We start from the raw sequence: 23,699 nt of genomic DNA, 5'->3' as shown, positions 1-23,699 counted from the left end.
GCCCACAGGAACATCGTTTGATCTAACCGACGTCCTCGCGGCACCTTTTCTTCTGTTTGTTTGATTGGTTTGTTTGTTTACTTGGTCTGGCTCAGGGACAAAGCTATGCTTCCGGCGGATAAAAAAGCGCGTCTGTCAGCAAGTTCATAAGTGCGGTGAGTGCGGACTTGTTCTGCTCCGACCAGGCTTTCGCCATGGCCTCGCCAAGTTTGCGGTCCTCCATGCTAAGCATGAGACAGAGACCGCGTTCGGAGTGCAAGAGCTTCAGTACTTGGGCGCCCTCGTAGACACTCCACTCCGCGGTATATGCCGGGGCTTGGGTATTTAATGCTTGGGCCGTCGTTTTTAAAGCGTTTAAAGCTTCTTCTTCAACTCGGTCCGAAAAATATAAAATGGCATTTTCTCCTCGCTCGGTTAGCCGATAGTGACTTGAACCAGTTTCTTGCACAAGGCCCGAATCTTTGAGTTCGCCCAAACAGTGTGTGAATTCAAAATAATTCATGCGCCCATCACGGAGCATCAGATCCATCAGAATGTCGTGGGCGGGACCCTTGAGCAGGGCGATCCCTTCGAGCAAAAGCATTTTCTTTTCAATTTGTTGCCTGGAGTCATCAAAAAACACAGGATCACCACCTTGCTTGAACTATAAAATCTTAATTATTATACCACAAACGCGCAAAATTGAGGTCAGTTATCCTTGGCGGAGAAGCTTTCAATTAGTGAATTATTAGTTACATTTGTAGTTTCTCGCTGGGATCTGCACTTATTTCTATTATAATATTAAGTATAAAGCAGTACCAATACGGATATCCTAATCCTTGAAAGGTGGACTCATAATGCTGCAACGCTTAAAAATGATAGGGGGGACAACGCGGCACTCCAGGCTTGTGCTTGCTGTTATAACAGTATCCTTAGTCTTGGCTGGATGCAATGCCTCTGTCCAACCTGAAACTGCACCTTCCGAGAACCCGGCTGAGGTACAAAATGGTGAAGACCTTGCGCCTGTTGGGGAAAATGCTCAGCCGGAAGCGCCTGAAGCGCCGGAAGCGCCTGAAGTGCCTGAAGCTCCGGAAATAGATTTTCAGGTGGTCAAACCAAACGAGCTGGGCGAAGTCATGGTCATCATGTATCACAGTCTTGGAGAGAAAAATTCGGATTATGTTCGTACCGCCGACTCATTTCGAGAGGATTTGAAGCGGCTTTACGAGATGGGCTTCAGAACCCTTCCGCTAAGGGATCTTGTCAAGGGTGACATTTCGACACCAGCGGGATTTTCGCCGGTGGTCCTGACCTTTGATGACGGCCATATTTCTAACTTTAGGTTACTCGAAGACGGGTCCATTGACCCCAATAGCGTTGTGGGCATCATGTCGGATTTCGCGGCGCAGCACCCTGACTTTGGGATGCATGCCACCTTTTTCTTCAATGGGGGTACGCCTTTTGGACAGAAGGATTCCGTGGATTTCAAATTTAATTTTATGCTCGAGAAGGGTATGGACATTGGGAACCACAGCTTCGGACATGAGCATTTCAAGAGTCTTAGTGCTCAGGAGGTCGAAGTGTCCCTTGGAAAAAACGCAGCTGCGCTGAAGGCACAGCTGCCAGCGTCTTATGAAATCGATTTGCTGGCACTGCCTTATGGGGAACGTCCAGCAGAGGGGGAGAGGGCGACTTTGGTAGAAGGTCAGTTTGAGGGACAGGCTTACAAAAATATTGCGATTCTCAATGTGGGCTGGAAACCCAGCGTGTCACCGTTTGACGCAAGCTTCGATTTTGCTTCCATTCAGAGGGTTCAGAGCGGAGATGGACATTTGCAGCTGACAGATTGGCTGGATGGGTATGAAGCCAATCCGAAAAAACGGTTCATAAGCGATGGCAGGGCAGACCGCGTCGCCGTGCCGGCGGCACTCTCAGAAAAAGTGGATCTGAGTAGGTTTGAAGGATTGGAAATTATAACCTATGTTGAAGAATAATAAATGAGCCTATGTTCATGAAAAAACTGCCTTGATGAGTGACTTTGCTCTCGTCGAGGCAGTTTTTGAGTTTATATGGCGTAGCCCGCGATCATAAATAAGCGCGGCGGCGCTTGGGGTGCACAGCACATCACCCCACAACGCCTTGATAAATGGCCATGGTCCCAAACCCCAAGATCACCAGCCCGGAGAAGCGGTTGATCCAGATCAAATTCTCAGGCTTTGAAAGGATTTTGAGTCTTGAGAGAGCAAAGGTCAGTGTCAGCCACCACAGGGCGGAGCCTGTGAAGACACCGGCCACAGTCAGTAGCGGCGCGGCAATGCCGTGGGAAGCAACGCCGCCAGCCAGCCCCAAGCCTGAGAAAATGGCGATAAAGGACAGAATGGTCATAGGGTTGGTCAGCGTTAAGGCAAAGGTCGAAAGCAGCATTCCCATGTCGCCTATGGTTTTCCCCGAGTCCTTCAAGCGCTCTGGTTCGGCGGCCCGTGACGCCGGCTTCGAACGCAGGATGCCTTGTCCCAGATAAATCAGAAAGAGTCCGCCGCCAATTCTGAGAGCGTTCTGCTGATCGATCAGGAACGCGGAGACGGCGCTAAGCCCAAAGGCGGCAACGGCACCATAGACGCCGTCAGCAGCCGCAGCACCCAGGCCGGTCATCAATCCCGCCCGTCTCCCAAGCGCCAGCGTCCTTCTGATACACAAAAGTCCAATAGGACCCACCGGCGCGGCGATTGACAATCCAATCACCAAACTTCTAATCCATAATTGCAGCATGAAAAGTGCCTCCTTTGTCTCTCACGCGTGGCTGGGCCCTGTCCCGCCCTGAGGGTTGTTCGGCCCTCGCGGACTATTTAGACGCAAATAAGTTGAATTTGCAGTCAAAAAAGCATAGAATATAAGAAATCATACCATGAGAGGTGACGTTTCTGTGAGCATAGAAAATAAACGAAGAGAAATTCTGGTTTCCAGAGAAGACATTGAACGCCGCGTTGCAGAGCTTGGACAAGAACTAACCAAAGACTATCACGGAAAAGACCTGCTGGTGGTTTCGCTGCTTAAAGGCAGTTTTATCTTTACCGCTGACCTCGTTCGAAAAATCGACCTGCAGCTGCGCGTTGAATTTATGACGACCTCAAGCTATGGTCACGGTGAAGAGTCGACGGGCTATGTAGAGGTGACCCAGGATATTGGCATTGATTCTTTAGAAGGCTATGACGTCCTCGTCGTGGACGATATCACGGACTCCGCCCACACCATGACGGGGGTTTTTGAGCATCTTAAGAAAAAGGGCGCTGACAGCGTAAAGTGCTGCGTGCTCCTTGACAAGCCGTCCAGGCGTCAGGTGGCCTTTGAACCTGATTACGTTGGTTTTACCATTCCGGACATGTTTATTGTAGGCTACGGCCTTAATTATGGCGACTATTTCCGCAACGTTGACCACGTCTTTGCCTTTGTAGACTAAGGGCTGACAGCCAGCCGCCTGCCTCTATTTTACAGCGGCCTTCGGCAGACGTAAAGCCGCTTTTCAAAGCTTTCGAAAACCGCATCACGAAAATCACGTCCGCCACAACATAAAAGAAAAACAGCCACCCAGGTCCATGGATGTGACCTCACATCCAGACGTCTGAGTGGCTGTTTTGATTTTTGATTAAAAGCTTTGCCGATGGTAACCCGTCCTACTTCCTCAAATCCTCCAGAAGCTGAGTTTTACCTTCCGTTTTTTCGTCCTTGGACTTGATGATCTTAGCAGGAGCGCCAGCGACAACAACACCCTCAGGCACATCTTCCGTAACAATGGCGCCAGCAGCGACGACGGAGTTCTTTCCGACTCTGACGCCTTCAAGTACAACGGCGTTGGCACCGACAAGGACGCCATCCTCAAGGATGACCGGCGTTGCGCTTGGCGGCTCGAGAACGCCTGCCAAAACCGCGCCTGCGCCAACGTGGGCATTCTTGCCAACCGTAGCGCGGGCACCGAGTACCGCATTCATGTCAATCATGGTATTGTCGCCAATCTCTGCGCCAATATTGATAACTGCGCCCATCATGACGACGACATTCTCGCCAATTTTAACGCGGTCTCGGATAATGGCACCTGGCTCAATGCGTGCTTTTAGCTTCTTCAGGTCCAGCATTGGAATAGCGGAGTTGCGGCGATCGTTTTCGAGAACATAATCATCTATACCCGCGCTTTGAGCTTCAATCAGCTCAAGTATCTCATCTGCTTCACCAAAGAGGACCAGAAACGGCGCTTCACCGAAGCAGCGAATCCCAGAGCCTTCAGGCAAAGTAATGTGGCCGCGGATATAGGCCTTAACAGGTGTGGTTTTCTTGGCGTCTTTGATAAAACGCGCGATTTCATAGGGGTTTGTCATATCATACGTCATAAATTGGCAATCCTCTTTTCTTTATTCTTTGGATCAGAGGCAGGCTTCAGATTAACGCACACCTCTGTCATAAACTTACGCACTTTCTTTAACATCATGTGCTTGAAAGCTTGTATCCAGTGACCTACAGGATATCCTTCATGCTGTAGAGCCCCGGACCTGCACTGGCAAGGAACCGGGCGGCCTTTATGGCGCCTTCCGCAAAGACCTTTTTGGACGCGGCGCTGTGTCGGATTTCCAGGACCTCGTCCGTGCCTGCAAACAGGATCTGGTGCTCGCCTACAATTGTGCCGCCCCGCACTGCGTGGATTCCAATTTCTTTTGGCATACGCTTGGCGTCTTTGCCATGCCGGCCGTGCTGATAATCATAACGGCCATCCGCGGCTTCGTTGACGCCGTCTGCGATCATCAGGGCAGTACCGCTTGGCGCGTCCAGCTTTTTATTGTGATGCTTTTCGATAATCTCAATGTCATAGCGTTCGCCAAGGACTTCAGCCGCACGGCGGGCGAGGTCAATCATCAGATTAATGCCCAGGGACATGTTGCCCGAACGGAACAGGGCGACCTTTGAAGCCTTTGCTTCAACGTCTGCAATGATCTCATCAGATAAGCCCGTTGTGCAGATCACGGCCGGCGTTCCGGCAGCCGCGGCAAAGGAAACAAGGGAGGGCACCATGCTGTAATGTGAAAAGTCAATGATGACATCACCTTCTATACCAGCAGCTTCAAAAGAGTTAAATTGCGGGAATTTTGCCTCAGGGTCCGGATGGTGGTCAACGCCGCAGGATATGACCAAATCCGGCTGCTCTGCGACCAGCGCCTGTACGTTTTTGCCCATGGCGCCATTAGCACCGGATAATATTATTCGGATCATGGGTTCACCTCTCTTATAAATTATAGCAATCCAGCGGCTTTGAGCTCCTGAGTCAGGCGCTCGACATTTTTTGGCTCCATTTCGTAGAGTGGACCTCTGAGCGCACCGACTTCCAGCCCCATCAGATTCATAGCGGTCTTAACCGGGATTGGGTTAACTTCGCAGAACAGGGCATTGATCAGCGGTTTAAGGTTGAGCTGGAGCTCAACAGCTTTCGCGTAATTGCCTTCCAGATAATTCATGACCATGTCGTGGGTCTGGCGGGGCATAATGTTGGACAGGACCGAAATGACACCGTCGCCGCCAACGGAAAGCAGTGGTACAATCATGTCGTCATTGCCAGAGTAAAGGTAGAAATCCTCAGGGATCAGACGGGCAATTTCGACGACTTGGGCAATATTGCCGGAAGCTTCTTTAATCCCTTGAATATTCGGATGCTTGGAAAGTGTCAGGACAGTGTCCGGATCAATGTTGACGCCTGTACGGCTTGGTACGCTGTAAAGGATCGCCGGGATGCTGACGCTGTCCGCGATAGCCGTAAAATGGCGAATTAAGCCAGGCTGGGTCGCTTTATTGTAGTAAGGCGTGACTAAAAGGAGCCCGTCCGCGCCAACAGATTCAGCGTACATGCTCATTTCAATAGCGTGCTGGGTGTCATTGCTGCCGGTTCCAGCTATGAGGGGCACTCGGCCGGCCACAGCCTCAACGGCAAACTTAATGGCTTCCATATGTTCATCATCCCGCAGCGTTGGTGCTTCACCAGTTGTGCCGCAAATGATAATAGCATCCGTTTTTTCAGCAATCTGCCAATCAATCAGCTCTTTGAGTTTTGGAAAATTAATTTTGTTTTCAGCGTCAAAGGGTGTAACGATTGCGACACCGGCGCCTTTGAATAAACTCATCCGTAATCATCCTTTCAGTATGGGTTTAATAAGTATTGCCTGGGAGTATAAACTATTTATGTAGCCTGCTTAAGGCTGATGTCAGAAAAGGACCCGGGATGCCTCCTGGGTCCTGCTGACTTTAATTATAGCACAAAAAAGTGAGACTAAAACTTTGGTACCAACATTGTACAACCCCGAAATCATGATCCGTTAGAAACGGAATCATCAACCTGAAATTTGCCAGCTGGCTAAAGATACTTCCAGCAAGTGCTAAAAACGATTGACCAAAAGCTCTGCAATTTGAACTGCGTTCGTGGCTGCGCCCTTTCTTGTGTTGTCTGCGACTACCCATAAGTTGAGGCCGTTTTCGACGCTGAAGTCTCTTCTGACACGGCCCACATAGACAAGGTCTTTGCCGGCTGCTTCTGATGCCAGCGGATAAACGCTGTTCGCTGGGTCATCCTGAAGGACAATGCCTGGGCTGGAAGCAAACAGTGCTTTAACGTCTTCGACTTCAAACGGTTTTTTAAGCTCTACGTTGATGGATTCGCTGTGGCTGTAGAAAATTGGTACACGAACTGTCGTTGCGGTGATTCTGAGAGACTGATCATTCATGATTTTCTTAGACTCATCAATCATCTTCATTTCTTCTTTTGTGTAGCCGTTGTCAAGGAAGACGTCGATCTGCGGCAAGCAGTTGCCTGCGATTGGGTGTGGATAAGCTTTCTTGAGGTGGTTGCCCTTAAGGCCCTCCTCAAGGTCTGTCATACCCTTGACGCCGCTTCCGGAAACCGCTTGGTAGGTTGAGTAGACGACGCGCTCAATACCGTACTTGTCATAGAGCGGCTTGAGGGCGACGACAGCCTGGATGGTGGAGCAGTTTGGATTGGCAATGATATTTTTGTGGTTTTCAAGGGCTTCCGGGTTGACTTCAGGCACCACGAGCGGCACCTCCGGATCCATGCGGAAGGCGCTGCTGTTGTCTACGACAATGACGCCTTTGGAAGCGGCAATTGGAGAATATTTCAAGCTCGTGTCTCCGCCCGCGGAAAAGAGCGCGATTTGGATATCGCGGTCAAAGGATTGCTCGTTGAGAGGTTCGACGACATATTCCTTGCCTTTGCAGGTCAGAATTTGTCCGGCGGAGCGCTCGCTGGCGAAACAATAAAGGTTGTCAAACGGGAAATCACGGTCTTCAAGGACCTGTAAAAAGTTGCGGCCGACCATACCGGTGGCGCCGACGACCGCGATGTTGATTTTTTTCATGATGTATTGCCTCCTTCGATATGTTAACATTATACAGAAAAATGCATAGTTCGCGGGAGCCCGGGTCAATCTCTGTCCGGCGTGAACGGCATTTTAGAGTCACTTAAATACTTGTCTATATTTATCAGCATATGTGAATATAACTATTAAATTTTATTAATAATAGCATTCAAGACAGTGGATGTCAATAAAGTTTGGTCGCTTCAATTACTTTAAGGTATAATAGTGAAAAGAACCATTTGTTATTTAGGGGGCAGTGTGAATGTTTATGCTGGATCAGGCAACATCAGATAAATCAGAACTGGCCATCCGTCACAGGCGGGCCTTGCATCAGATCCCGGAAGTGGGATTTCAGGAATTTAAAACGCAGCAGTATCTTATTTCTTCTTTAAAATCTCTTGAGGGTGTTGTCGTCGAAGTGGTCGCCAAAACGGGTGTCTTGGCGTGGATACAGGGTAGAAGCGAGCAGAGCGTCGCATTCAGGGCGGACATGGATGCCCTTGAGGTCACGGAGAAGACCGGACTCCCATACGCTTCCGGTCATACTGGAAAGATGCACGCCTGTGGTCATGACGGACACATGACCATGGCGCTTTTACTTGCGCAGTCGCTGTCAGAGCGCCGTGACAGACTTGAAAAAAGCGTTTTGATTATTTTCCAGCCCGCTGAGGAAGGTCCGGGCGGGGCAAAGGTCCTCGTCGAAGCCGGCATCCTTGAGAAGTACAAGGTCGAGGCTGTCTATGGGTACCATTTGTTTCCTGAAATCGCCTCGGGAACCTTCGCGACCAGAAGCGGACCAATCATGGCCATGACAGGAGAATTCGACATTGAAATTACCGGAATGAGCGCTCATGGCGCTATGCCGCATCTTGGGTCGGACGCGTTGCTGGCAGCGTCCAGTATTGTGTCCGTGCTACAGAGTGTGGTCAGCCGCAATGTCAAGCCCACTGAGGCCGCGGTGCTCACTGTGGGGAAAATGTTTTCAGGAGAGAAGAGGAATGTCATTGCCGGACAGGCACGGCTTGAAGGGACGTTCAGAGCCTTTTCAAAAGAAGTGTTTGAGCAGGCGGTTGCTCGAATGGAGACCATAGTCCGTAGCGTCGCGGAGGGGTATGGATGTGACGCGCATGTCGAGATCCGACCTATGTACCCGCCGGTGATCAATGACACAGCGCTGGCTGCGCTGTTTACGGACGCGGTCGGAAAAGAGTTTGTCCTTGAAATTGAGCCTCAGATGCTGGCGGAGGATTTCGCCTATTATCAGGAAGCCGTGCCGGGACTGTTTGTCTTTGTGGGATGCAGGGACGCGGCAAAAGGACATATCTTTGGACTGCATCACGAGTGTTTCAATTTTGATGAAAGCGTTTTGCTGAACGGCGTCGCCGCTATGCTTAAAGTTTTTGAGAAATCGGGGGTACTATTATGAATGGGCCGCTGAGACCTCATTATCCTCTGACGCCAGTGAGCTGGGCTTTCCTGATTCTTGCTGCAGCTTTCCTGACCCTGGGCTCTATGGCCCAAGCGGCGAATTTTGAGCTCGGCATTATTTTTACGGAATACGGCATTTTGGTGTTGCCGCTGCTCATCATGGGGTTCGCGTTAAAGGTGGATCTGAAAAAAGCCTTGAGACTCAATCCAATACCGGTTAAAATTGCTATGAAAATTGTGGGGGCATCACTCTTGATGATCCCTGGAGTGGCGTTTCTAAATGTTACCGTTATTGCAATTCTGATGACGACGGTGCATTTTATACCTCAGACGATTCCGGAACCATCGGCTGGCGCTGGTTTTTTGGTCAGCTTTTTTGTCATGGCGGTGACGCCAGGGATCTGTGAGGAGCTGTTTTTCAGGGGGATGATCATGAACGCTCTGGAAGGGCGCTTTGGTTTCAGGTTTGCCGCGGTTTTAAGCGCTGTTTTATTTGGACTTTTCCATTTCAACCTGGCAAATCTTCTTGGCCCCATTTTTCTTGGGCTGCTGTTTGCCTGGCTCGTCCAGGTGACAAACTCGATTTATGCCGGCATGATTGGCCACGCGGTGAACAACGGCTTTGCTGTCACTGTGTCCTGGCTCATGACCCGGGGACAGGACGTCAGCATGGAGACGGGGATGGACCTGACAGAGCTTTTTCTTGAGAACAAGGAACTGCTCTTAGCCAGCCTGGCTGGTGCGGCAGGGCTGCTCCTGGTCATTGCTGTGCCTTTGGTCTGGTTTGGCCTGACAATCTATCGCTCTATACGGCTCGACTATCTGAAGAGTGGGGATCTGCTGAAAATCTCAGGGCAACAGTTTGTCGTCACGGGGAGGAAAAACCCGGAGGCGGGCGCGAGCTCTGCGGTTTGGTTGTATCCGTATGATCAGGTGCCGGCGGCCCCACACTATGAAGACGCGATTAGTTTTGTGGATTTGAGGTCCCTCAGGCGGGACAGGCAGGTCAGAACTGCCTCGAAGCACTGGGTGAAAGGACCAAGGCCAAAGATGCGCCTTCAAGAGAGCTTGCCGTTTTGGGGTGGCGGTGTGCTTTATATAGCCATCGGCATTTACTTGATCCTGGCGTTCAGGGGGATGACATCATGACGGAAGCTTATTCCGGTTTCGCGCTATGCTATGACGCGCTCATGTCTGAGGTGGACTATGAAGCCTGGACGGAGGGTCTGATGGACGCTGCAGCACGGCATGGTGCCAGACCCAGGACCATAGCGGATCTGGCCTGCGGTACGGGCAATATAACCAACGCGCTGGCGGAGCGCGGCTTTGAGGTCATTGGGGTCGACGTTTCTCAGCCCATGCTGTCGATTGCCCAGGACAAGGCGTACGAAGCCCATTTAAAGGTCAGATACCTGCTTCAGGACATTGTGACCTTAAAACTGCACAGGCCTGTGGATCTTCTGACTATGATCAATGACGGCATCAACTACCTTGAGGGCGAGGTACAGCTCAAAAGTGCCTTCGAGCACATGGCTGGCGCACTTATGCCCGGCGGTCTTCTGCTGCTTGAGTTCAGTACCTCTTATAAGCTGGAACACGTCCTTGGCAATACCACGATTGCGGAAAGTGATGAAGAAATTTCTATGATTTGGGAGAATGCCTACGACCCGGCGGCGAGGACACAGACTATGCGTTTGACGTTCTTTCTGAGGGACGAGGACCAGCCTGCCCTTTATGAGCGCTTTGCTGAGACCCACGTTCAGCATGCCCATGAGGTCCAGACCCTTGAAAATTTTGCGTCGCCTTGGTTCGAACTGGTGGAAAGCCTTGACAGTGAGACCATGAAGCGGCTCGAACCTGCATCAGAACGTGCATTAATGATTTTTCGGAGGAGATAAAATGGGAAAAATAGTAAGGGGCATGGCTGCGAGCCAGGCCGTCAGATTTTTTGTGACAGATACGACAGAGCTCGTCGAAGAGGCAAGACAGATTCATCAGCTTTCGCCGGTAGCGGCAGCGGCCCTGGGCAGGACTCTGACGGGTGCATCGCTTATGGGCAGCATGCTCAAGAACGACGCGGATAAGCTTACCTTTCAGGTAAAGGGTGACGGTCCCCTTGGCGTGCTCCTTGCGGTTTCGGACGCTACGGGGTATGTCAAAGGCTACGTAGCCCATCCAAACGTAGAACTTCCGCCTACAGAGAGCGGTAAGCTGGACGTGGGCACTGGCGTTGGCCGTAATGGAGAACTCATTGTGATCAAGGATTACGGTCTTAAAGAGCCGTTTATTGGGCGGACTAAGCTGGTGTCCGGCGAGATCGCGGAGGATTTGGCCGCTTATTTCATGTATTCCGAGCAGCAGCCGTCCATTGTCTCCCTGGGGGTCTTCGTTGGGGCGGACGGGCGCGTGGAGCGTGCCGGCGGGCTTGTGATCCAGCCAATGCCTTTCGCGGATGACGCTGTAATTGACCAGCTTGAGGATTTGGCGGCGCACATGCCTGCCATGACGGATCTGCTGGCCGGTTCAGAGAGTATGGAAGCGCTGATCGCGATCGCTATGGCAGGTCTCGACACGGAGGTCACCGCGGTGACAGAGAATGGCTACCGCTGTGACTGCAACCGCGATAAGTTCGAGCGCGGCATTATGGTCCTTGGTGCAGACGAAATCTCTCAAATGATAGAAGAAGACGGCAAGGCGGATGTCCACTGTCATTTCTGCAATAAAAACTACCACTTCAGTCGTGAGGATTTGGTCAAAATTTTGGAGCTGGCTGAAGCGTAGAGCGTCATAGGTCAGGGCTGGAACACAATTGCATTTGTAATCGTCAGCGCAAAAACATCAAATTTCACCGAAAATACAATTTCAAGTCTTGACAATAATGAGGTGCATGCGCTAATATGTTTCTTGGCAATACATTGTCGAGCGGAAGTGGCTCAGAGGTAGAGCATCGCCTTGCCAAGGCGAGGGTCGCGAGTTCGAATCTCGTCTTCCGCTCCAATTTAGTCTAAGACGTGCACCAGCTCTTATGAGCTGGTGTTTTTGTTTTTCAGGAGGTGTACCATGAAGGTCTTTGGAACAATTGAACCTCACGTGAATTACATTTACAGGCCCGGTGCTTACGGGCTTCTGACCAGGGAAGATAAAGTCGGAATTGTGAAGTCGCCTCTGGGTTTATTTTTAATTGGCGGTGGCATTGAATCCGGTGAATCAGAAGAAGACTGTCTGATCCGGGAAGGCTTTGAGGAAGCGGGCTGTGCACTTTCGGTCGGAGACTATCTCGAGACGGTGGATGAGTTCGTCATTGTTAAGGGCTCTTTGGAGGCTTATCATAAGCGGATCTCTGCCTACAGGGTTGAAATTATGTCCTGTGGCCATGCTCAGCTTGAGTCAGACCACCAGCTGCTATGGATGGATAAAGCTGAAGCTGTGGCCTCAATGTACCTGAGGGGACAGGCTTATTTGATTGAGACGTATCTATAGTTGCTGCGAAGCAGGAGGATGAAACTTGATACTGAAATTAACAATGATGGCATTGATAGGCGCATTAATTGGCTGGGCGACGAACTGGCTGGCAATAAAGCTTTTGTTCAGACCGTATGAGCCTTATAAAATACCCTTTCTGCCGCTGACAATCCAGGGCCTGATGCCCAAGAGGCGCCCCCAGATTGCGCATAGTGTGGGCGTGACTGTTGAACGTGAGCTTGTGACGGTGGAAGAAATTGTAGACAAGATGATTGAAGACCTGGACAAAGATGAAATTGTCAGATTGGTCAAGATGCGGGTTTCAGAGATTGCGAAGCAGAAAATGCCTTCCATAATTCCTGGGATTTTTAGAGAACTCATCTACAGCTATATTGAGGAAGCCATCGACGAGAACGCAGAGGCGGCAATCACGGAAATCAGCGAAAAGGTGGTCCACCGCGCTGCAGAGAAGGTCAGCATAGGCCTTTTGGTGGAGGAGAAAATCAACGAGTTTGACTTTAGAAAGATTGAAGAAATTGTGGTAGAAGTGGCCAACAAAGAGCTTCGTCACATTGAGTGGCTTGGCGGTGTGATTGGTCTCGTCATAGGACTGCTGCAAGGCAGTCTTGTGCTGTTCGTGCTTTAATAACCAAGGCCGGTCTCAGACAGCGCTTATGTCAGATTTCTCTTGACAATGCTTCTCAACAGGCGTAACATGAGATATGATATTTTTAATGCGATGAGGAAGACCAGTACCTGTCAAATCCTCCTTCAGAGAGTGGCTGCCTTGGCTGTGAGCAACCGCGGATAGGAATTTCAGGGAATACTAACTTCTGAGCTCCGTTTGAGTAGGTATGGCAACATGCCTGAAAGAATGGCGTGGGCTGCGTTAAGGCCGTATGAGCTGGCATGCTGTGCTTCGTGCATAGGTGCAATTTGGGTGGAACCGCGAGTAACTCTCGTCCCATGATTGATGCTGAAAATCATCTGTCATGGCGGCACGGGAGTTTTTTTATTGCAAATAAGGAGGTTATCAAAATGGAAAAAATCAAATTGACGTTGAAAGACGGATCAATCCGCGAAGTTGAAAAAGGCACCCCCCTAATGGATGTGGCTAAGGAAATCAGCGGACGGCTGGCAAAAGAAGGCTTGGTTGGCGTAGTGAATGGCAAAGTCGTCGACATGTTCTACAAGCTGGAGAAAGATGCGGAAATTGAAATTTTGAAATTTGAGGAAGAGGACGGCGAGGACGCATTCCGTCACACGTCTTCTCACATCCTGGCCCAAGCGGTTCAGCGACTGTTCCCGGGAACGCAGCTTGCCATAGGCCCGGCTATTGACAATGGTTTCTACTATGACTTCGACTCTGAGCACATCTTCACAGAAGAAGATTTTGCTTTGATTGAAGAGGAAATGAAGAAGATTGTCAAAGAAGCCTATGAAGTCGAGCGGTTCGAGCTTCCAAGAGACGAAGCGATTAAATTTATGGAGGAAAAGGGTGAGTCCTATAAGGTGGAACTGATCCGCGACCTTCCTGAGGATGAGATCATTTCCTTCTACAAACAAGGCGAGTTTGTGGACCTCTGCGCGGGGCCTCACGTACCGGCTACGGACAGGGTAAAAGCCATCAAAGTCCTGAGTGTCGCCGGTGCTTACTGGAGAGGCGATTCCAGCCGCAAAATGCTTCAAAGGGTTTATGGAACGTCATTCCCTAAAGCAAGTTTGCTTGAGGCTTATATTACGCGACTGGAGGAAGCGAAAAAGCGGGATCACCGAAAACTCGGAAAAGAGCTTAAATTGTTTGCCCTGCTCGAGGAGGGACCAGGCTTCCCATTCATTTTGCCAAAGGGTATGGTCGTCAAGAACGAGCTGATGAAATACTGGAGAGAGGTGCATGACCGCGCCGGCTATGAGGAAATTGAGACGCCAATCATGCTGAACCACCATCTCTGGGAGACGTCAGGACACTGGTACCACTATCGCGACAATATGTACACCTTGACGATCGACGAAGAGGATTTCGCGGTTAAGCCTATGAATTGTCCGGGCAGCATGCTCGTTTACAAAACGGAAATGCGCTCCTACAAGGATTTCCCTCTCCGCGTGGGCGAGGTAGGGCGTGTGCACAGACATGAGCTTTCCGGAGCACTCCATGGGTTAATGCGCGTTAGAGCTTTCACTCAGGACGACGCACATATCTACATGCTGCCAGAGCAAATTAAGGACGAGATTAAGAATGTCGCGCATCTCGTCGATGAGGTCTACACTAAATTCGGGTTCAAATATCACGTCGAGTTGTCTACACGTCCAGAGGATTCAATGGGTTCCCAGGAGGAATGGGAATACGCGGAGGCATCACTCAAGGCTGCTCTGGAAGAAGCGGGCATGAAGTATAAGCTGAATCCAGGGGATGGTGCTTTCTACGGTCCTAAAATTGACTTCCACCTTGAGGACTGTATTGGAAGAACGTGGCAGTGCGGCACGATTCAGCTGGACATGCAGATGCCACAGCGCTTTGACCTGACTTATATAGGGCGGGACGGCGAACGCCACAGACCTGTCATGATTCACAGGGTTGTGTACGGTTCTATCGAGCGCTTTATGGGTATTCTCATTGAACACTTTGCCGGTAAATTCCCAACCTGGCTCTCACCGGTCCACGTTAAGATTTTGCCAGTAGCATCCCGTCACGCGGCTTATGGTGAAGAGATCATGAAGGCTCTCAAGGCAAAAGGCCTCAGAGTTGAACTGGATGATCGCAGTGAAAAAGTAGGGTATAAGATTCGCGAGGCTCAGCTTGAGAAGGTACCTTACATGCTGGTCGTCGGTGAAAAAGAAATTGAAGATAAAAATCTTTCAGTCAGATCCAGAGATCGTGGCGAGCTTGGTGTCTTCAGTGTCGAGGATTTTGCTGAAATGGTGGCATCAGAAGTTGCGGAAAGAAAATTTTATTAATTGTATGAGGACGCTTGACACGTCAGGTGCAGCGTGATAAGATACGTATGTTGTTAATCAAGAAGAAGCTCGCTTCTCACCCGGCTGCAAAGGCACGCCCGGGTTCATGAAAGACATACCTTTGAATGCTGGACACTATTGTCTGGTCGATTCTTGTCTTTTTAGCGGGTTTCTTACTTGGAAACCCGTTTTATTTTTTTTCAGGAGGTGCAAGGAATATTAACAAAAAGACTGAGATCAATGAAGCCATACGTGACCGCGAGCTCCGAGTAATCGGTGAAGATGGGGAACAGTTCGGTATTATGTCTGCCAAGGAAGCCTTGGAGCTGGCAGCCGAGAAGAAGCTCGATCTGGTCAAGATTGCGCCGCAGGCCGTACCGCCAGTTTGTAGAATCATGGACTATGGCAAGCACAAGTACGAGATGTCGAAGCGCGACAAAGAAGCGCGCAAAAAACAAAAGACGGTTGAATTGAAAGAGGTCAGACTCGGACTTAATATCGAGGAACACGACCTTGAGACGAAAGCCAAGAGTGCTGCCAAGTTTCTTCAAAAGGGTGACAAGGTCAAGGTATCTCTCAGATTCCGCGGACGAGAAATGGGCCATGCTTACTTGGGCGAAGCCGTCATTAAAAACTTTGCTGAATTGATTGCAGACAGCGGAGATATCGAGAAGAAGCCGTCTCTTGAGGGACGTACTCTCGTAGCGATATTCACACCTAAAAAATAATTTGTCAATTTGAAGGGAGGAAACGAGCGTGCCAAAGATGAAAACTCACAGAGGCTTGGCAAAGCGCGTTAAAGTAACTGGTAGCGGTGGACTCAAGCGTCAACACTCACACACGAGCCATATCCTGACTAAGAAGACGCCTAAGAGAAAGCGTAATCTCAGAAAAGCAACTATGGTTTCAAGCAGCGACATGAAGCGTATCAAAGCTATGTTGCCTTATTCTTAAGATCAGGAGGTTAATATAATGGCAAGAGTTAAAAAGGCGTTAAACGCCAAGAAAAAACATAAAAAAGTCCTCAAATTAACTAAGGGCTTCTACGGACAAAAGAGCAAAGTCTTCAGAGCGGCTAACCCTGCTATGATGCGTTCCCTTCGTTCTTCTTATGTAGGAAGAAAGAACCGCAAAAGAGACTTCAGAAAGCTTTGGATCGCGCGTATCAACGCTGCGACACGCCTCAACGGCATGAGCTACAGCAGATTCATGAACGGCCTTAAAGTAGCCAACGTTCAAATCAACCGTAAAATGCTCTCTGAAATGGCAATCCATGATCCGGCTGGCTTCTCAAAGCTGGTTGAGACTGCGAAGTCCAGCCTCGCGAAGTAATTCATCCGGTCTTAAAAGAAGATGCGACCTGTCGACAAATGTAGACAGTGAGATGAAGACCACTGCCCCGCAGTGGTCTTTTTGCTATTTGTAAACGAGTTAAAATCATAATTGTGGTATAATTCTTATAGCTGAAATTTCAAGGCGGGGGTGGGTAGATGAGAACTTGGTTGGGCTACGCAAAGCGCGAGCAAAACGATAGAATGATAGACTTGAATCCCGCTCAGGTGCTGGCACTCGGTTTTAGCGGTATTATCCTTCTGGGCGCCTTGCTTTTGGATTTGCCTATTGCTTCAAAGTCTTTTGAGAGTGTGGGATTTATCAACGCTTTATTTACCGCGACATCAGCGGTCTGTGTGACAGGGCTTGTCGTGGTAGACACCGCAACACATTGGACACTGTTCGGTCAGAGTGTCATCCTGATTCTCATTCAGATTGGCGGATTGGGATTTATGACCATGGCCACCATGTTCGCGCTGGTCGTGGGTAAGAAAATCTCGCTGAAAAGCAGGCTGGTCATGCAGGAAGCTTTGAGCCATCAAAACATTTCAGGCGTTGTCCGGGTTACTATTAATGTCTTGATCATGACGTTCTCCCTGGAGGCTTTGGGCGCAATACTTCTGTCAACCAGGTTTATTCCAGAGTTTGGATTTGGGCGTGGCTTATTTCTGTCAATATTCCATTCAGTGTCAGCTTTTTGCAATGCTGGCTTTGATTTAATGGGTAATTTTACAAGCTTGACGGCTTACGTCGCGGATCCGGTGGTCAATTTTACAGTTATGGGGTTGATTGTGACAGGCGGCCTTGGCTTTACAATACTTTCTGACATTGTGACGAAAAGGGATTTCAAAACCCTTCAGCTCAACACAAAGCTGGCTGTGACAGTCACTACGGTTTTAATTGCCATAGGCACAGCCTTTTTCTTTCTGGTGGAGTACAGTAACCCGGACACTCTGGGCCATCTAAGTCTCCTGGAAAAGCTTCAGGCGGCTTTGTTTCAATCTATAACGCCGCGAACGGCGGGCTTTAATACGCTGCCTACGGATAAACTGACTATGAGCTCACTGCTGATGACTATGGTCCTCATGTTCATTGGTGGGAGTCCTGCTTCCACAGCCGGCGGGATCAAGACCACGACCTTTGGATTGATAATTTTCAACATAGGTTCTGTCATTGGCGGTTACGAGGAAACGGTCATGTTTAAGCGCAGGGTTTCCCAAATCCTGATCAGCCGGGCGCTGGCACTCATGAGTCTGGCGTTGGCTCTCGTGATTATGGTGACCATGATCCTGTCATTTAATGAACGCGATTTGGGTTTTATGGAATTGCTTTTTGAAACCGTGTCCGCTTTTGGTACTGTTGGACTTAGTACCGGGATTACGTCGAGCTTAAATGATGTCAGTAAGCTTGTGATTGCCGTCACCATGTTTTTTGGGCGTCTCGGTCCAATGACGCTGGTCATGGCCTTGGCAAGACGGCAGTCCATGAACAGAGCACTGGTCAGGTATCCGGAAAGTAAAGTCAATGTTGGTTAAATGAGGAGCGTGTTCCCTTTGAAAAAGCAATATGTGGTTATAGGCTGCGGCCGCTTTGGAAGCAGCGTCGCCATGAAGCTGACTGAGCTCGGCGAAGAAGTTATGGTTGTTGACAAAAACGAAGAAATTATTCAGACGATCTCAGAATCAGTGACGTATGCCGTTCAGGCGGATGCCACAGATGAGCAGACCATACGCTCGCTTGGAATCCGGAACTTTGATGTTGCGGTGGTCACAATTGGCTCTGACATTCAGTCCTCAATCCTGATCACGCTCATGTGCAAGGAGCTTGGGGTCAAATATGTCATCTCCAAAGCTCAAAATGAGCTGCATGGCAAGGTCCTTTACAAGACCGGGGCAGATCGTGTGGTGTTCCCGGAGCGTGAGATGGGCGTCAAAATCGCGAAGAATCTGGTTTCTGACAACATTCTCGACTACATAGAGCTGGCGCCGGATTACAGTATTGTAGAAATTGTTGCCCTCGAACGCTGGATTGGGAAAAATCTGAGACAGCTTAATATCCGGGCCAGATACGGCGTCAACGTCATGGCCATTAAACAGGGCTATGATATCAAAGTTGCCGTGGGCCCGGAGGATGTCATCCGGGAAGGTGACGTCCTGGTGGTTATTGGACACAATGATGACTTGAACCGCATTGATAAATCTTAAAACACTATGCAGGCGGTGGGGGGATCACTTGCCCCGCAGACTGAAGTCAAGAAGCATCAGTGGTTTGGAAGGGAGCAAGCGCTAAATGAAGCATATTTCATCCTCGCAGAACGAGGCTTATAAATCGATAAAAAGTCTTCTTTCAAAGAAACACCGCACTCAACAGGGGGCGTTTCTGATTGAGGGTGTGCGGTTGGTGCGCCACGTTTTGGAGCGCGGATGGCCGCTGCAAAATTTGATCCTGGATCTTAGAGAGTCAGACCGGCCGGAGCTGTCACGTCTCTCTGAGCAGGCAGAGGCAGCGGGTGTCAGTGTCATGATCCTGGAGGGTGAGCTCTTTGACGTTTTATCAGAGACGGTCCATTCTCAAGGGTGTCTTGGCGTCGCAAAAATGCCGGAGCTTCAGCCAAGGCCACTGGAGGGCAATTTGATTTTAGCCCTTGACCAAATCAGAGACCCGGGTAATCTGGGTACGATTTTAAGGACCGCGGACGCGGCAGGTGTAGGGGGGGTGCTGCTTTCAAAAGGGTGCGTGGAGCCCTTTAACGAAAAAGTCGTCAGGGCGACCATGGGCTCACTCTTTGATGTGCCGCTGGTTCAGTGCGCGGATTTTGCTGGAGAGCTGTCAAGCTACAGAGAAAAAGGCTATGAAATCGCTGCGGCGGTTCTTGAGAATTCCATAGATTACGCTGTATTTGACTGGACGAAGCCAACCGTCCTCGTTGTTGGCAATGAGGCTGAAGGCATCTCAGAAGAGATCCAGACCTTGTCAACCCAGCGTGTCAGCATTCCTATCCGGGGCGGCGCGGAAAGTTTGAACGCAGCAGTCGCGGCAGGTGTACTCCTCTTTGAAGGTGCCCGTCAGCAGCGTGTTAAATAAAATAAGAGAAAACGGCACTTGCATCCTGCCTTTTCAGTATGCTATAGTATTTACAATTGAATGGAAGGTGAAATAGTGCCATGCTTGGAAAACCGGTCCGGAAAATCCAGCGGCAGAAGTCAGTTCATAGATTTCTAAAGGCATAAAGTTTCGACCTTGTCTCAAAGAAATTTTGGCAATGACGGAGAGAGTAGTCCATAGCGCGAATCTTCAGAGAGAAAGGCATTGGTGTAAGCCTTTTGGTTTGATGTGGATGAAGTTCCCTCCTGAGCTTTTTTGGTGAACCTGGCGCCTGATGCCGTGAGTAGCTGAAAACGCAAGGTCCGCGTTAAGGACTGTCAATGAGTGGCAAGGCGCTCTTAGCGTCTCGTCAATTGGGTGGTACCACGGAGTGAATCTTCGTCCCTTTGGGATGGGGATTTTTTTATTTGTCCAAAACCTCCAAGTTAAGGCTAATGGCTATCAAATGAAGAATTGAGAGGAGAGCTACGAAATGAAAGACAATGTTCAGAGCATGTTGACGCAGGCCCTGTCCGAGATTAAGGGCGCGGCTGATCTGGCGGCGCTCGAAGCGCTTCGCGTCAAATATCTCGGTAAAAAAGGCGAAGTGACGACACTGCTGAGATCCATGGGCACGGTGGCGCCTGAAGATCGCCCGGAAATGGGAAGGATCATCAACGAAGCCCGGGAAGCTATAGAAGCCGCGCTGGAAGCGGAGAAAACCATAAAAGCGGAAAGCGCCCTGAGCGGCCGGCTTATCCAGGAGCAAATTGACGTGACGCTGCCGGGTGTCGCGAAGAAGCGCGGGCACTTGCATCCATTGACGGTGGTCCTGAACGAAATCCAGGATATCTTCATAGGCATGGGCTTCAGCGTGGCAGAGGGTCCAGAAGTGGACACAGTTTACAATAACTTTGACGCCCTGAACTCGCCGGCGGATCACCCATCCCGAAGCTTGTCGGACACCTTCTATATTACTGAAGAAATCCTCCTGCGAACCCAGACCTCTCCGGTACAGGTCAGGACCATGAAAGCAAGCAAGCCGCCTGTTAAAGTTATTTCTCCGGGCCGCTGTTTCCGCTTTGATGAGCTGGACGCGACCCATTCCCCAATGTTCCATCAGATCGAAGGACTGGTTGTAGATGAGAACATCACCATGGCGGACCTCAAAGGTACCCTGGATGTGTTCGCGAAGCGCCTGTTTGGCGAGCACACCAAGACAAAGTTCAGACCGCACTATTTCCCGTTCACGGAGCCTAGCGCAGAAGTGGACGTCACTTGCTTCAAATGCGGCGGCAAGGGCTGCCGGGTCTGCAAAGGCAGCGGCTGGATCGAGATCCTGGGCTGTGGCATGGTCCATCCGAACGTCCTTGAGGAGTGTGGCATTGACTCCGAAAAGTACACTGGTTTTGCCTTTGGCATGGGCCTCGACCGCGTCACCATGCTCAGACTGGAAATCGATGACATCCGTCTGATGTTTGAAAATGACATGCGTTTCATTGAACAGTTTTAGGAGGGCGAGAATAATATGCTGGTACCTATAGCGTGGTTAAAAGATTATGTGGAGATTGGGGATCTTTCCCTGACCCACTTTGAAGACCGTATGGTCATGTCCGGATCCAAGACAGAGGCAATTTCCGAAGTCTGCCCGGGCATCAAGAACATTGTCATAGGCAAAATTGTCGAGATCGTGCGACATCCAGAGGCGGACAAGCTTTGGGTGATGCAGGTGGATCTTGGCGAGCGCGTCACCCAGATCGTCACAGGGGCGGACAACTGCTTTGAAGGCGCCTATATTCCGGTGGCGGTGCACAACTCCTGGATCAGCGGCGGCGTCAAGATCAAGAAGAGCAAGCTCCGCGGCATTGACTCGGACGGCATGCTCTGCTCTTTGGAAGAACTGGGCTTTGCAGACAACGTCATTCCAAAGCGCTTTGCCGATGGTATTTATATCCTCGACGGACCGCTCCCGCTGGGCGCGCCGCTTCAAGAAGCTGTCCCTGAGCTGTCGGACCAGGTGGTGGAGTTTGAAATTACGCCGAACCGTCCCGACTGCCTCAGCATGCTGGGAATCGCCCGGGAAGCCGCTGCGACCTTTGAACGGCCTAAGCTTGAGATTCCACGGGCAGATGTTGTGGAAGCCGGGAACATTAACGAGATTGCGTCCGTGGAAATCCTCGATTCCGACCTCTGCCCCCGTTATGCGGCCAAGGTGGTCAGAAATGTCCGGATCGCACCATCACCTGTGTGGATGCAGCTCAGACTGATGAAGGCGGGCGTCCGGCCAATCAATAACATTGTCGACATTACGAACTATGTCATGCTGGAATACGGTCAGCCCATCCATGCCTTTGACTTCGATACCCTTGGCGGCGGCAAGATCATTGTCCGTCGTGCCCATGAAGGCGAGAAGATCGTGACCCTTGACAGCGTGGAAAGAACGCTGGACCATGAAACCCTGGTCATTGCGGACGCGACACATCCAGTGGGACTGGCGGGGATCATGGGCGGTGAGAATACGGAGATTACGGACGCGACAAAGAATATTTTGATAGAGGTCGCTTCCTTTGACAAGACGAATATCCGACGCAGCTCCAAGGTCCTTGGCCTTAGGACTGAGGCGTCAGCACGCTTTGAAAAGGGCGTTGCCCACTGTCACGTGCTGCCGGTAGTGGACCGGGTTGTACAGCTGATCCAGCAGCTTGATGCGGGGGATGTAATTTCAGGCGTCATTGACGTTTATCCGAAGCCGCTTGAAGCTAAGGAGATCGTGGCAAGACCTGAGTGGATCAACGCGATCATAGGCACGGCGCTTAGTACGGAAGCGATCAAAGGGTATCTCGAGCGTCTGGAAATCAGTTGCGCTATTGAGGGCGGCGTCCTGCGCTGCCAAGTGCCAGCGCATCGTCTGGATCTGGAAAAAGAGATAGATCTGGTCGAGGAAGTCGCCAGAATGTATGGCTTTGACGTGATTGACACGACATTGCCTCACGACGCTTCCACGGGCGGTCTGAACTACAACCAATCCTTAGTGGCTGCAGCGCGGTCACAGCTGGTCGCGGACGGCTACAACGAAACTTCCACGTACTCCTTTGTAAGCCCATCTCAGCCTGACTGGCTGAATTTGCCGGAGGACGCGCCGGAGAGACTGCAGATCCGCCTCATCAATCCATTGGGTGAAGAGTATAGCGTCATGAGAACCACTCTGGCTGCCAATCAGCTGGAAGTGCTCGCACGCAATTTCAACAGACGTTTGCCTTCTGCACGGGCTTTTGAAATTGGTTACCGTTTTATCGCGCAGACCTTACCGCTTCAGGAACTCCCTGAGGAGCGCCAGACTTTGGTCATGGGTGCTTATGGTCAGGAGGAATCCTTCTTTACCATGAAGGGGAGCGTAGAGAACCTTCTGGAGGTTTATGGCATTAAAGACGTCGAGTGGCGTCCTGTTACGACGCACACGACGTATCACCCAGGCCGCTGCGCTCAGGTTTTCCAAGGAGAGACCTGCCTTGGTACAGTAGGTGAGGTGCATCCTAAGGTCGTCGAAGCCTTTGGCTTTGAAGGCAAGGCTTATCTGGCGGAGCTGGAGCTGGCATGGCTGATTGAGAAGGCAGATCTTGACCGCAAATACAATCCGCTGCCTAAGTTCCCTGCCATGAGCCGGGATCTGGCTGTCCTCGTCCGTGATGAAGTGACGAATGCCCAAATGCTTGAAATCCTTAGGAAAAACGGCGGAAAGGTCCTTGAGAGCGTGGCGCTGTTCGACGTCTACAAAGGTAAGCAGATCGAAGCCGGCCACAAGTCCATGGCTTACGCGCTGGTTTACCGTGCCAGTGACAGAACCCTGACAGACGCTGAAGTCAGCAAAGTCTTTGATGCTCAGCTGGCAGCACTTGTGGAGTCTGTAGGTGCGAAGCTGAGATAATAATTATTAACTTTCTTGTTTGAGGTTGAAGGGAATTTTAAATGGGTATCGAATAGATAATTCAAATGAAGCTCTGAAGCGGCGGTTCCCGTGCTGAGCATGGCACTGGGCGCATTGATATTTAAGTG

Annotated in this window: 23 protein-coding genes, 1 tRNA gene and 1 other annotated feature; of the genes, 18 read left to right on the top strand and 6 right to left on the bottom strand. The window is 50.4% G+C overall.

Features of this window, described 5'->3' with window-relative positions:
* Positions 1–103: 103 nt before the first annotated feature.
* Positions 104–622, bottom strand: coding sequence for a DUF4364 family protein (locus BLP63_RS04015; protein ID WP_092589615.1), 519 nt, complete (start codon positions 620–622; stop codon positions 104–106).
* Positions 623–836: 214 nt separating this feature from the next.
* On the opposite strand from BLP63_RS04015, the gene BLP63_RS04010 reads away from it, so the two are divergent.
* Positions 837–1,973 (top strand): polysaccharide deacetylase family protein, encoded by a 1,137-nt coding sequence (locus BLP63_RS04010; RefSeq protein WP_092589614.1) that lies wholly within the window; start codon positions 837–839, stop codon positions 1,971–1,973.
* Between the two features lie 130 nt (positions 1,974–2,103).
* Here BLP63_RS04010 and BLP63_RS04005 read toward each other — a convergent pair whose 3' ends face one another.
* Positions 2,104–2,748, bottom strand: coding sequence for a LysE/ArgO family amino acid transporter (locus tag BLP63_RS04005; RefSeq protein ID WP_092589613.1), 645 nt, complete (start codon positions 2,746–2,748; stop codon positions 2,104–2,106).
* Between the two features lie 154 nt (positions 2,749–2,902).
* On the opposite strand from BLP63_RS04005, the gene hpt reads away from it, so the two are divergent.
* The gene (hpt, locus tag BLP63_RS04000; protein WP_092589612.1) at positions 2,903–3,436 is read left to right on the top strand and encodes a hypoxanthine phosphoribosyltransferase; all 534 of its coding nucleotides are present in this window, start codon (positions 2,903–2,905) and stop codon (positions 3,434–3,436) included.
* Positions 3,437–3,650: 214 nt separating this feature from the next.
* Here the strand turns inward: hpt and dapD are convergent, their stop codons facing one another.
* The 4 genes from dapD to BLP63_RS03980 form a co-directional block, all read right to left on the bottom strand.
* Positions 3,651–4,361: a 2,3,4,5-tetrahydropyridine-2,6-dicarboxylate N-acetyltransferase gene (gene dapD / locus BLP63_RS03995; protein ID WP_092589611.1), complete on the bottom strand. Its 711-nt coding sequence runs from the start codon at positions 4,359–4,361 to the stop codon at positions 3,651–3,653.
* Between the two features lie 124 nt (positions 4,362–4,485).
* Entirely contained in the window at positions 4,486–5,235 is a 750-nt protein-coding gene (gene dapB, locus BLP63_RS03990; RefSeq protein ID WP_092589610.1) for a 4-hydroxy-tetrahydrodipicolinate reductase, read from the bottom strand.
* 20 nt (positions 5,236–5,255) lie between these two features.
* On the bottom strand, positions 5,256–6,137 hold the full coding sequence (gene dapA, locus BLP63_RS03985) for a 4-hydroxy-tetrahydrodipicolinate synthase (RefSeq protein WP_092589609.1): 882 nt from the start codon (positions 6,135–6,137) through the stop codon (positions 5,256–5,258).
* 252 nt (positions 6,138–6,389) lie between these two features.
* A complete protein-coding gene (locus BLP63_RS03980; RefSeq protein ID WP_092589608.1) occupies positions 6,390–7,385 on the bottom strand; it encodes an aspartate-semialdehyde dehydrogenase in 996 nt (331 codons plus the stop codon).
* 262 nt (positions 7,386–7,647) lie between these two features.
* On the opposite strand from BLP63_RS03980, the gene BLP63_RS03975 reads away from it, so the two are divergent.
* The 16 genes from BLP63_RS03975 to pheT all read left to right on the top strand — a co-directional run bounded on the left by BLP63_RS03975 (position 7,648) and on the right by pheT (position 23,571).
* Complete coding sequence (locus tag BLP63_RS03975) at positions 7,648–8,811, top strand: M20 metallopeptidase family protein (protein WP_207646406.1); 1,164 nt, start codon at positions 7,648–7,650, stop codon at positions 8,809–8,811.
* Positions 8,808–9,962, top strand: a complete 1,155-nt coding sequence (locus BLP63_RS03970; protein ID WP_092589607.1) for a type II CAAX endopeptidase family protein — start codon at positions 8,808–8,810, stop codon at positions 9,960–9,962. Before BLP63_RS03975 ends, BLP63_RS03970 begins: the two co-directional genes overlap by 4 nt.
* A complete protein-coding gene (locus BLP63_RS03965) occupies positions 9,959–10,711 on the top strand; it encodes a class I SAM-dependent DNA methyltransferase (RefSeq protein WP_092589606.1) in 753 nt (250 codons plus the stop codon). Before BLP63_RS03970 ends, BLP63_RS03965 begins: the two co-directional genes overlap by 4 nt.
* Position 10,712: 1 nt before the next feature.
* A complete protein-coding gene (gene hslO / locus BLP63_RS03960; RefSeq protein ID WP_092589605.1) occupies positions 10,713–11,594 on the top strand; it encodes an Hsp33 family molecular chaperone HslO in 882 nt (293 codons plus the stop codon).
* Between the two features lie 141 nt (positions 11,595–11,735).
* Positions 11,736–11,810: transfer RNA gene (locus BLP63_RS03955), tRNA-Gly, on the top strand.
* A 63-nt stretch (positions 11,811–11,873) separates the two neighbouring features.
* Positions 11,874–12,293, top strand: a complete 420-nt coding sequence (locus BLP63_RS03950) for an NUDIX domain-containing protein (RefSeq protein WP_092589604.1) — start codon at positions 11,874–11,876, stop codon at positions 12,291–12,293.
* A gap of 25 nt (positions 12,294–12,318) precedes the next feature.
* Positions 12,319–12,921 carry a DUF445 domain-containing protein gene (locus BLP63_RS03945; protein ID WP_092589603.1) on the top strand — a complete coding sequence of 201 codons (603 nt, stop codon included), beginning with the start codon at positions 12,319–12,321 and terminating at the stop codon, positions 12,919–12,921.
* A 392-nt stretch (positions 12,922–13,313) separates the two neighbouring features.
* On the top strand, positions 13,314–15,230 hold the full coding sequence (gene thrS, locus BLP63_RS03940) for a threonine--tRNA ligase (RefSeq protein ID WP_092589602.1): 1,917 nt from the start codon (positions 13,314–13,316) through the stop codon (positions 15,228–15,230).
* A gap of 125 nt (positions 15,231–15,355) precedes the next feature.
* Complete coding sequence (gene infC / locus BLP63_RS03935; RefSeq protein WP_092589601.1) at positions 15,356–15,958, top strand: translation initiation factor IF-3; 603 nt, start codon at positions 15,356–15,358, stop codon at positions 15,956–15,958.
* Between the two features lie 28 nt (positions 15,959–15,986).
* Positions 15,987–16,184 carry a 50S ribosomal protein L35 gene (gene rpmI / locus BLP63_RS03930; protein WP_092589600.1) on the top strand — a complete coding sequence of 66 codons (198 nt, stop codon included), beginning with the start codon at positions 15,987–15,989 and terminating at the stop codon, positions 16,182–16,184.
* A gap of 18 nt (positions 16,185–16,202) precedes the next feature.
* Entirely contained in the window at positions 16,203–16,562 is a 360-nt protein-coding gene (gene rplT / locus BLP63_RS03925) for a 50S ribosomal protein L20 (protein ID WP_092589599.1), read from the top strand.
* A gap of 158 nt (positions 16,563–16,720) precedes the next feature.
* The gene (locus BLP63_RS03920; protein WP_242870782.1) at positions 16,721–18,097 is read left to right on the top strand and encodes a TrkH family potassium uptake protein; all 1,377 of its coding nucleotides are present in this window, start codon (positions 16,721–16,723) and stop codon (positions 18,095–18,097) included.
* 18 nt (positions 18,098–18,115) lie between these two features.
* Positions 18,116–18,766, top strand: a complete 651-nt coding sequence (locus tag BLP63_RS03915; RefSeq protein ID WP_278278120.1) for a potassium channel family protein — start codon at positions 18,116–18,118, stop codon at positions 18,764–18,766.
* Positions 18,767–18,851: 85 nt separating this feature from the next.
* A complete protein-coding gene (locus tag BLP63_RS03910; RefSeq protein ID WP_092589597.1) occupies positions 18,852–19,646 on the top strand; it encodes a TrmH family RNA methyltransferase in 795 nt (264 codons plus the stop codon).
* Positions 19,647–19,815: 169 nt separating this feature from the next.
* Positions 19,816–20,056: a binding site (T-box leader), on the top strand.
* Between the two features lie 83 nt (positions 20,057–20,139).
* Complete coding sequence (gene pheS, locus BLP63_RS03905) at positions 20,140–21,159, top strand: phenylalanine--tRNA ligase subunit alpha (RefSeq protein ID WP_092589596.1); 1,020 nt, start codon at positions 20,140–20,142, stop codon at positions 21,157–21,159.
* Positions 21,160–21,174: 15 nt separating this feature from the next.
* Positions 21,175–23,571 (top strand): phenylalanine--tRNA ligase subunit beta, encoded by a 2,397-nt coding sequence (gene pheT, locus BLP63_RS03900; RefSeq protein WP_092589595.1) that lies wholly within the window; start codon positions 21,175–21,177, stop codon positions 23,569–23,571.
* The last annotated feature ends 128 nt before the right edge of the window (positions 23,572–23,699 follow it).

The sequence above is a fragment of the Acidaminobacter hydrogenoformans DSM 2784 genome (genome assembly GCF_900103005.1).
GTDB classification, from domain to species: domain Bacteria; phylum Bacillota; class Clostridia; order Peptostreptococcales; family Acidaminobacteraceae; genus Acidaminobacter; species Acidaminobacter hydrogenoformans.
The sequence above is the reverse complement of the archived record's forward strand: the minus strand, read 5'-3'. Positions and strand labels throughout refer to the sequence as shown.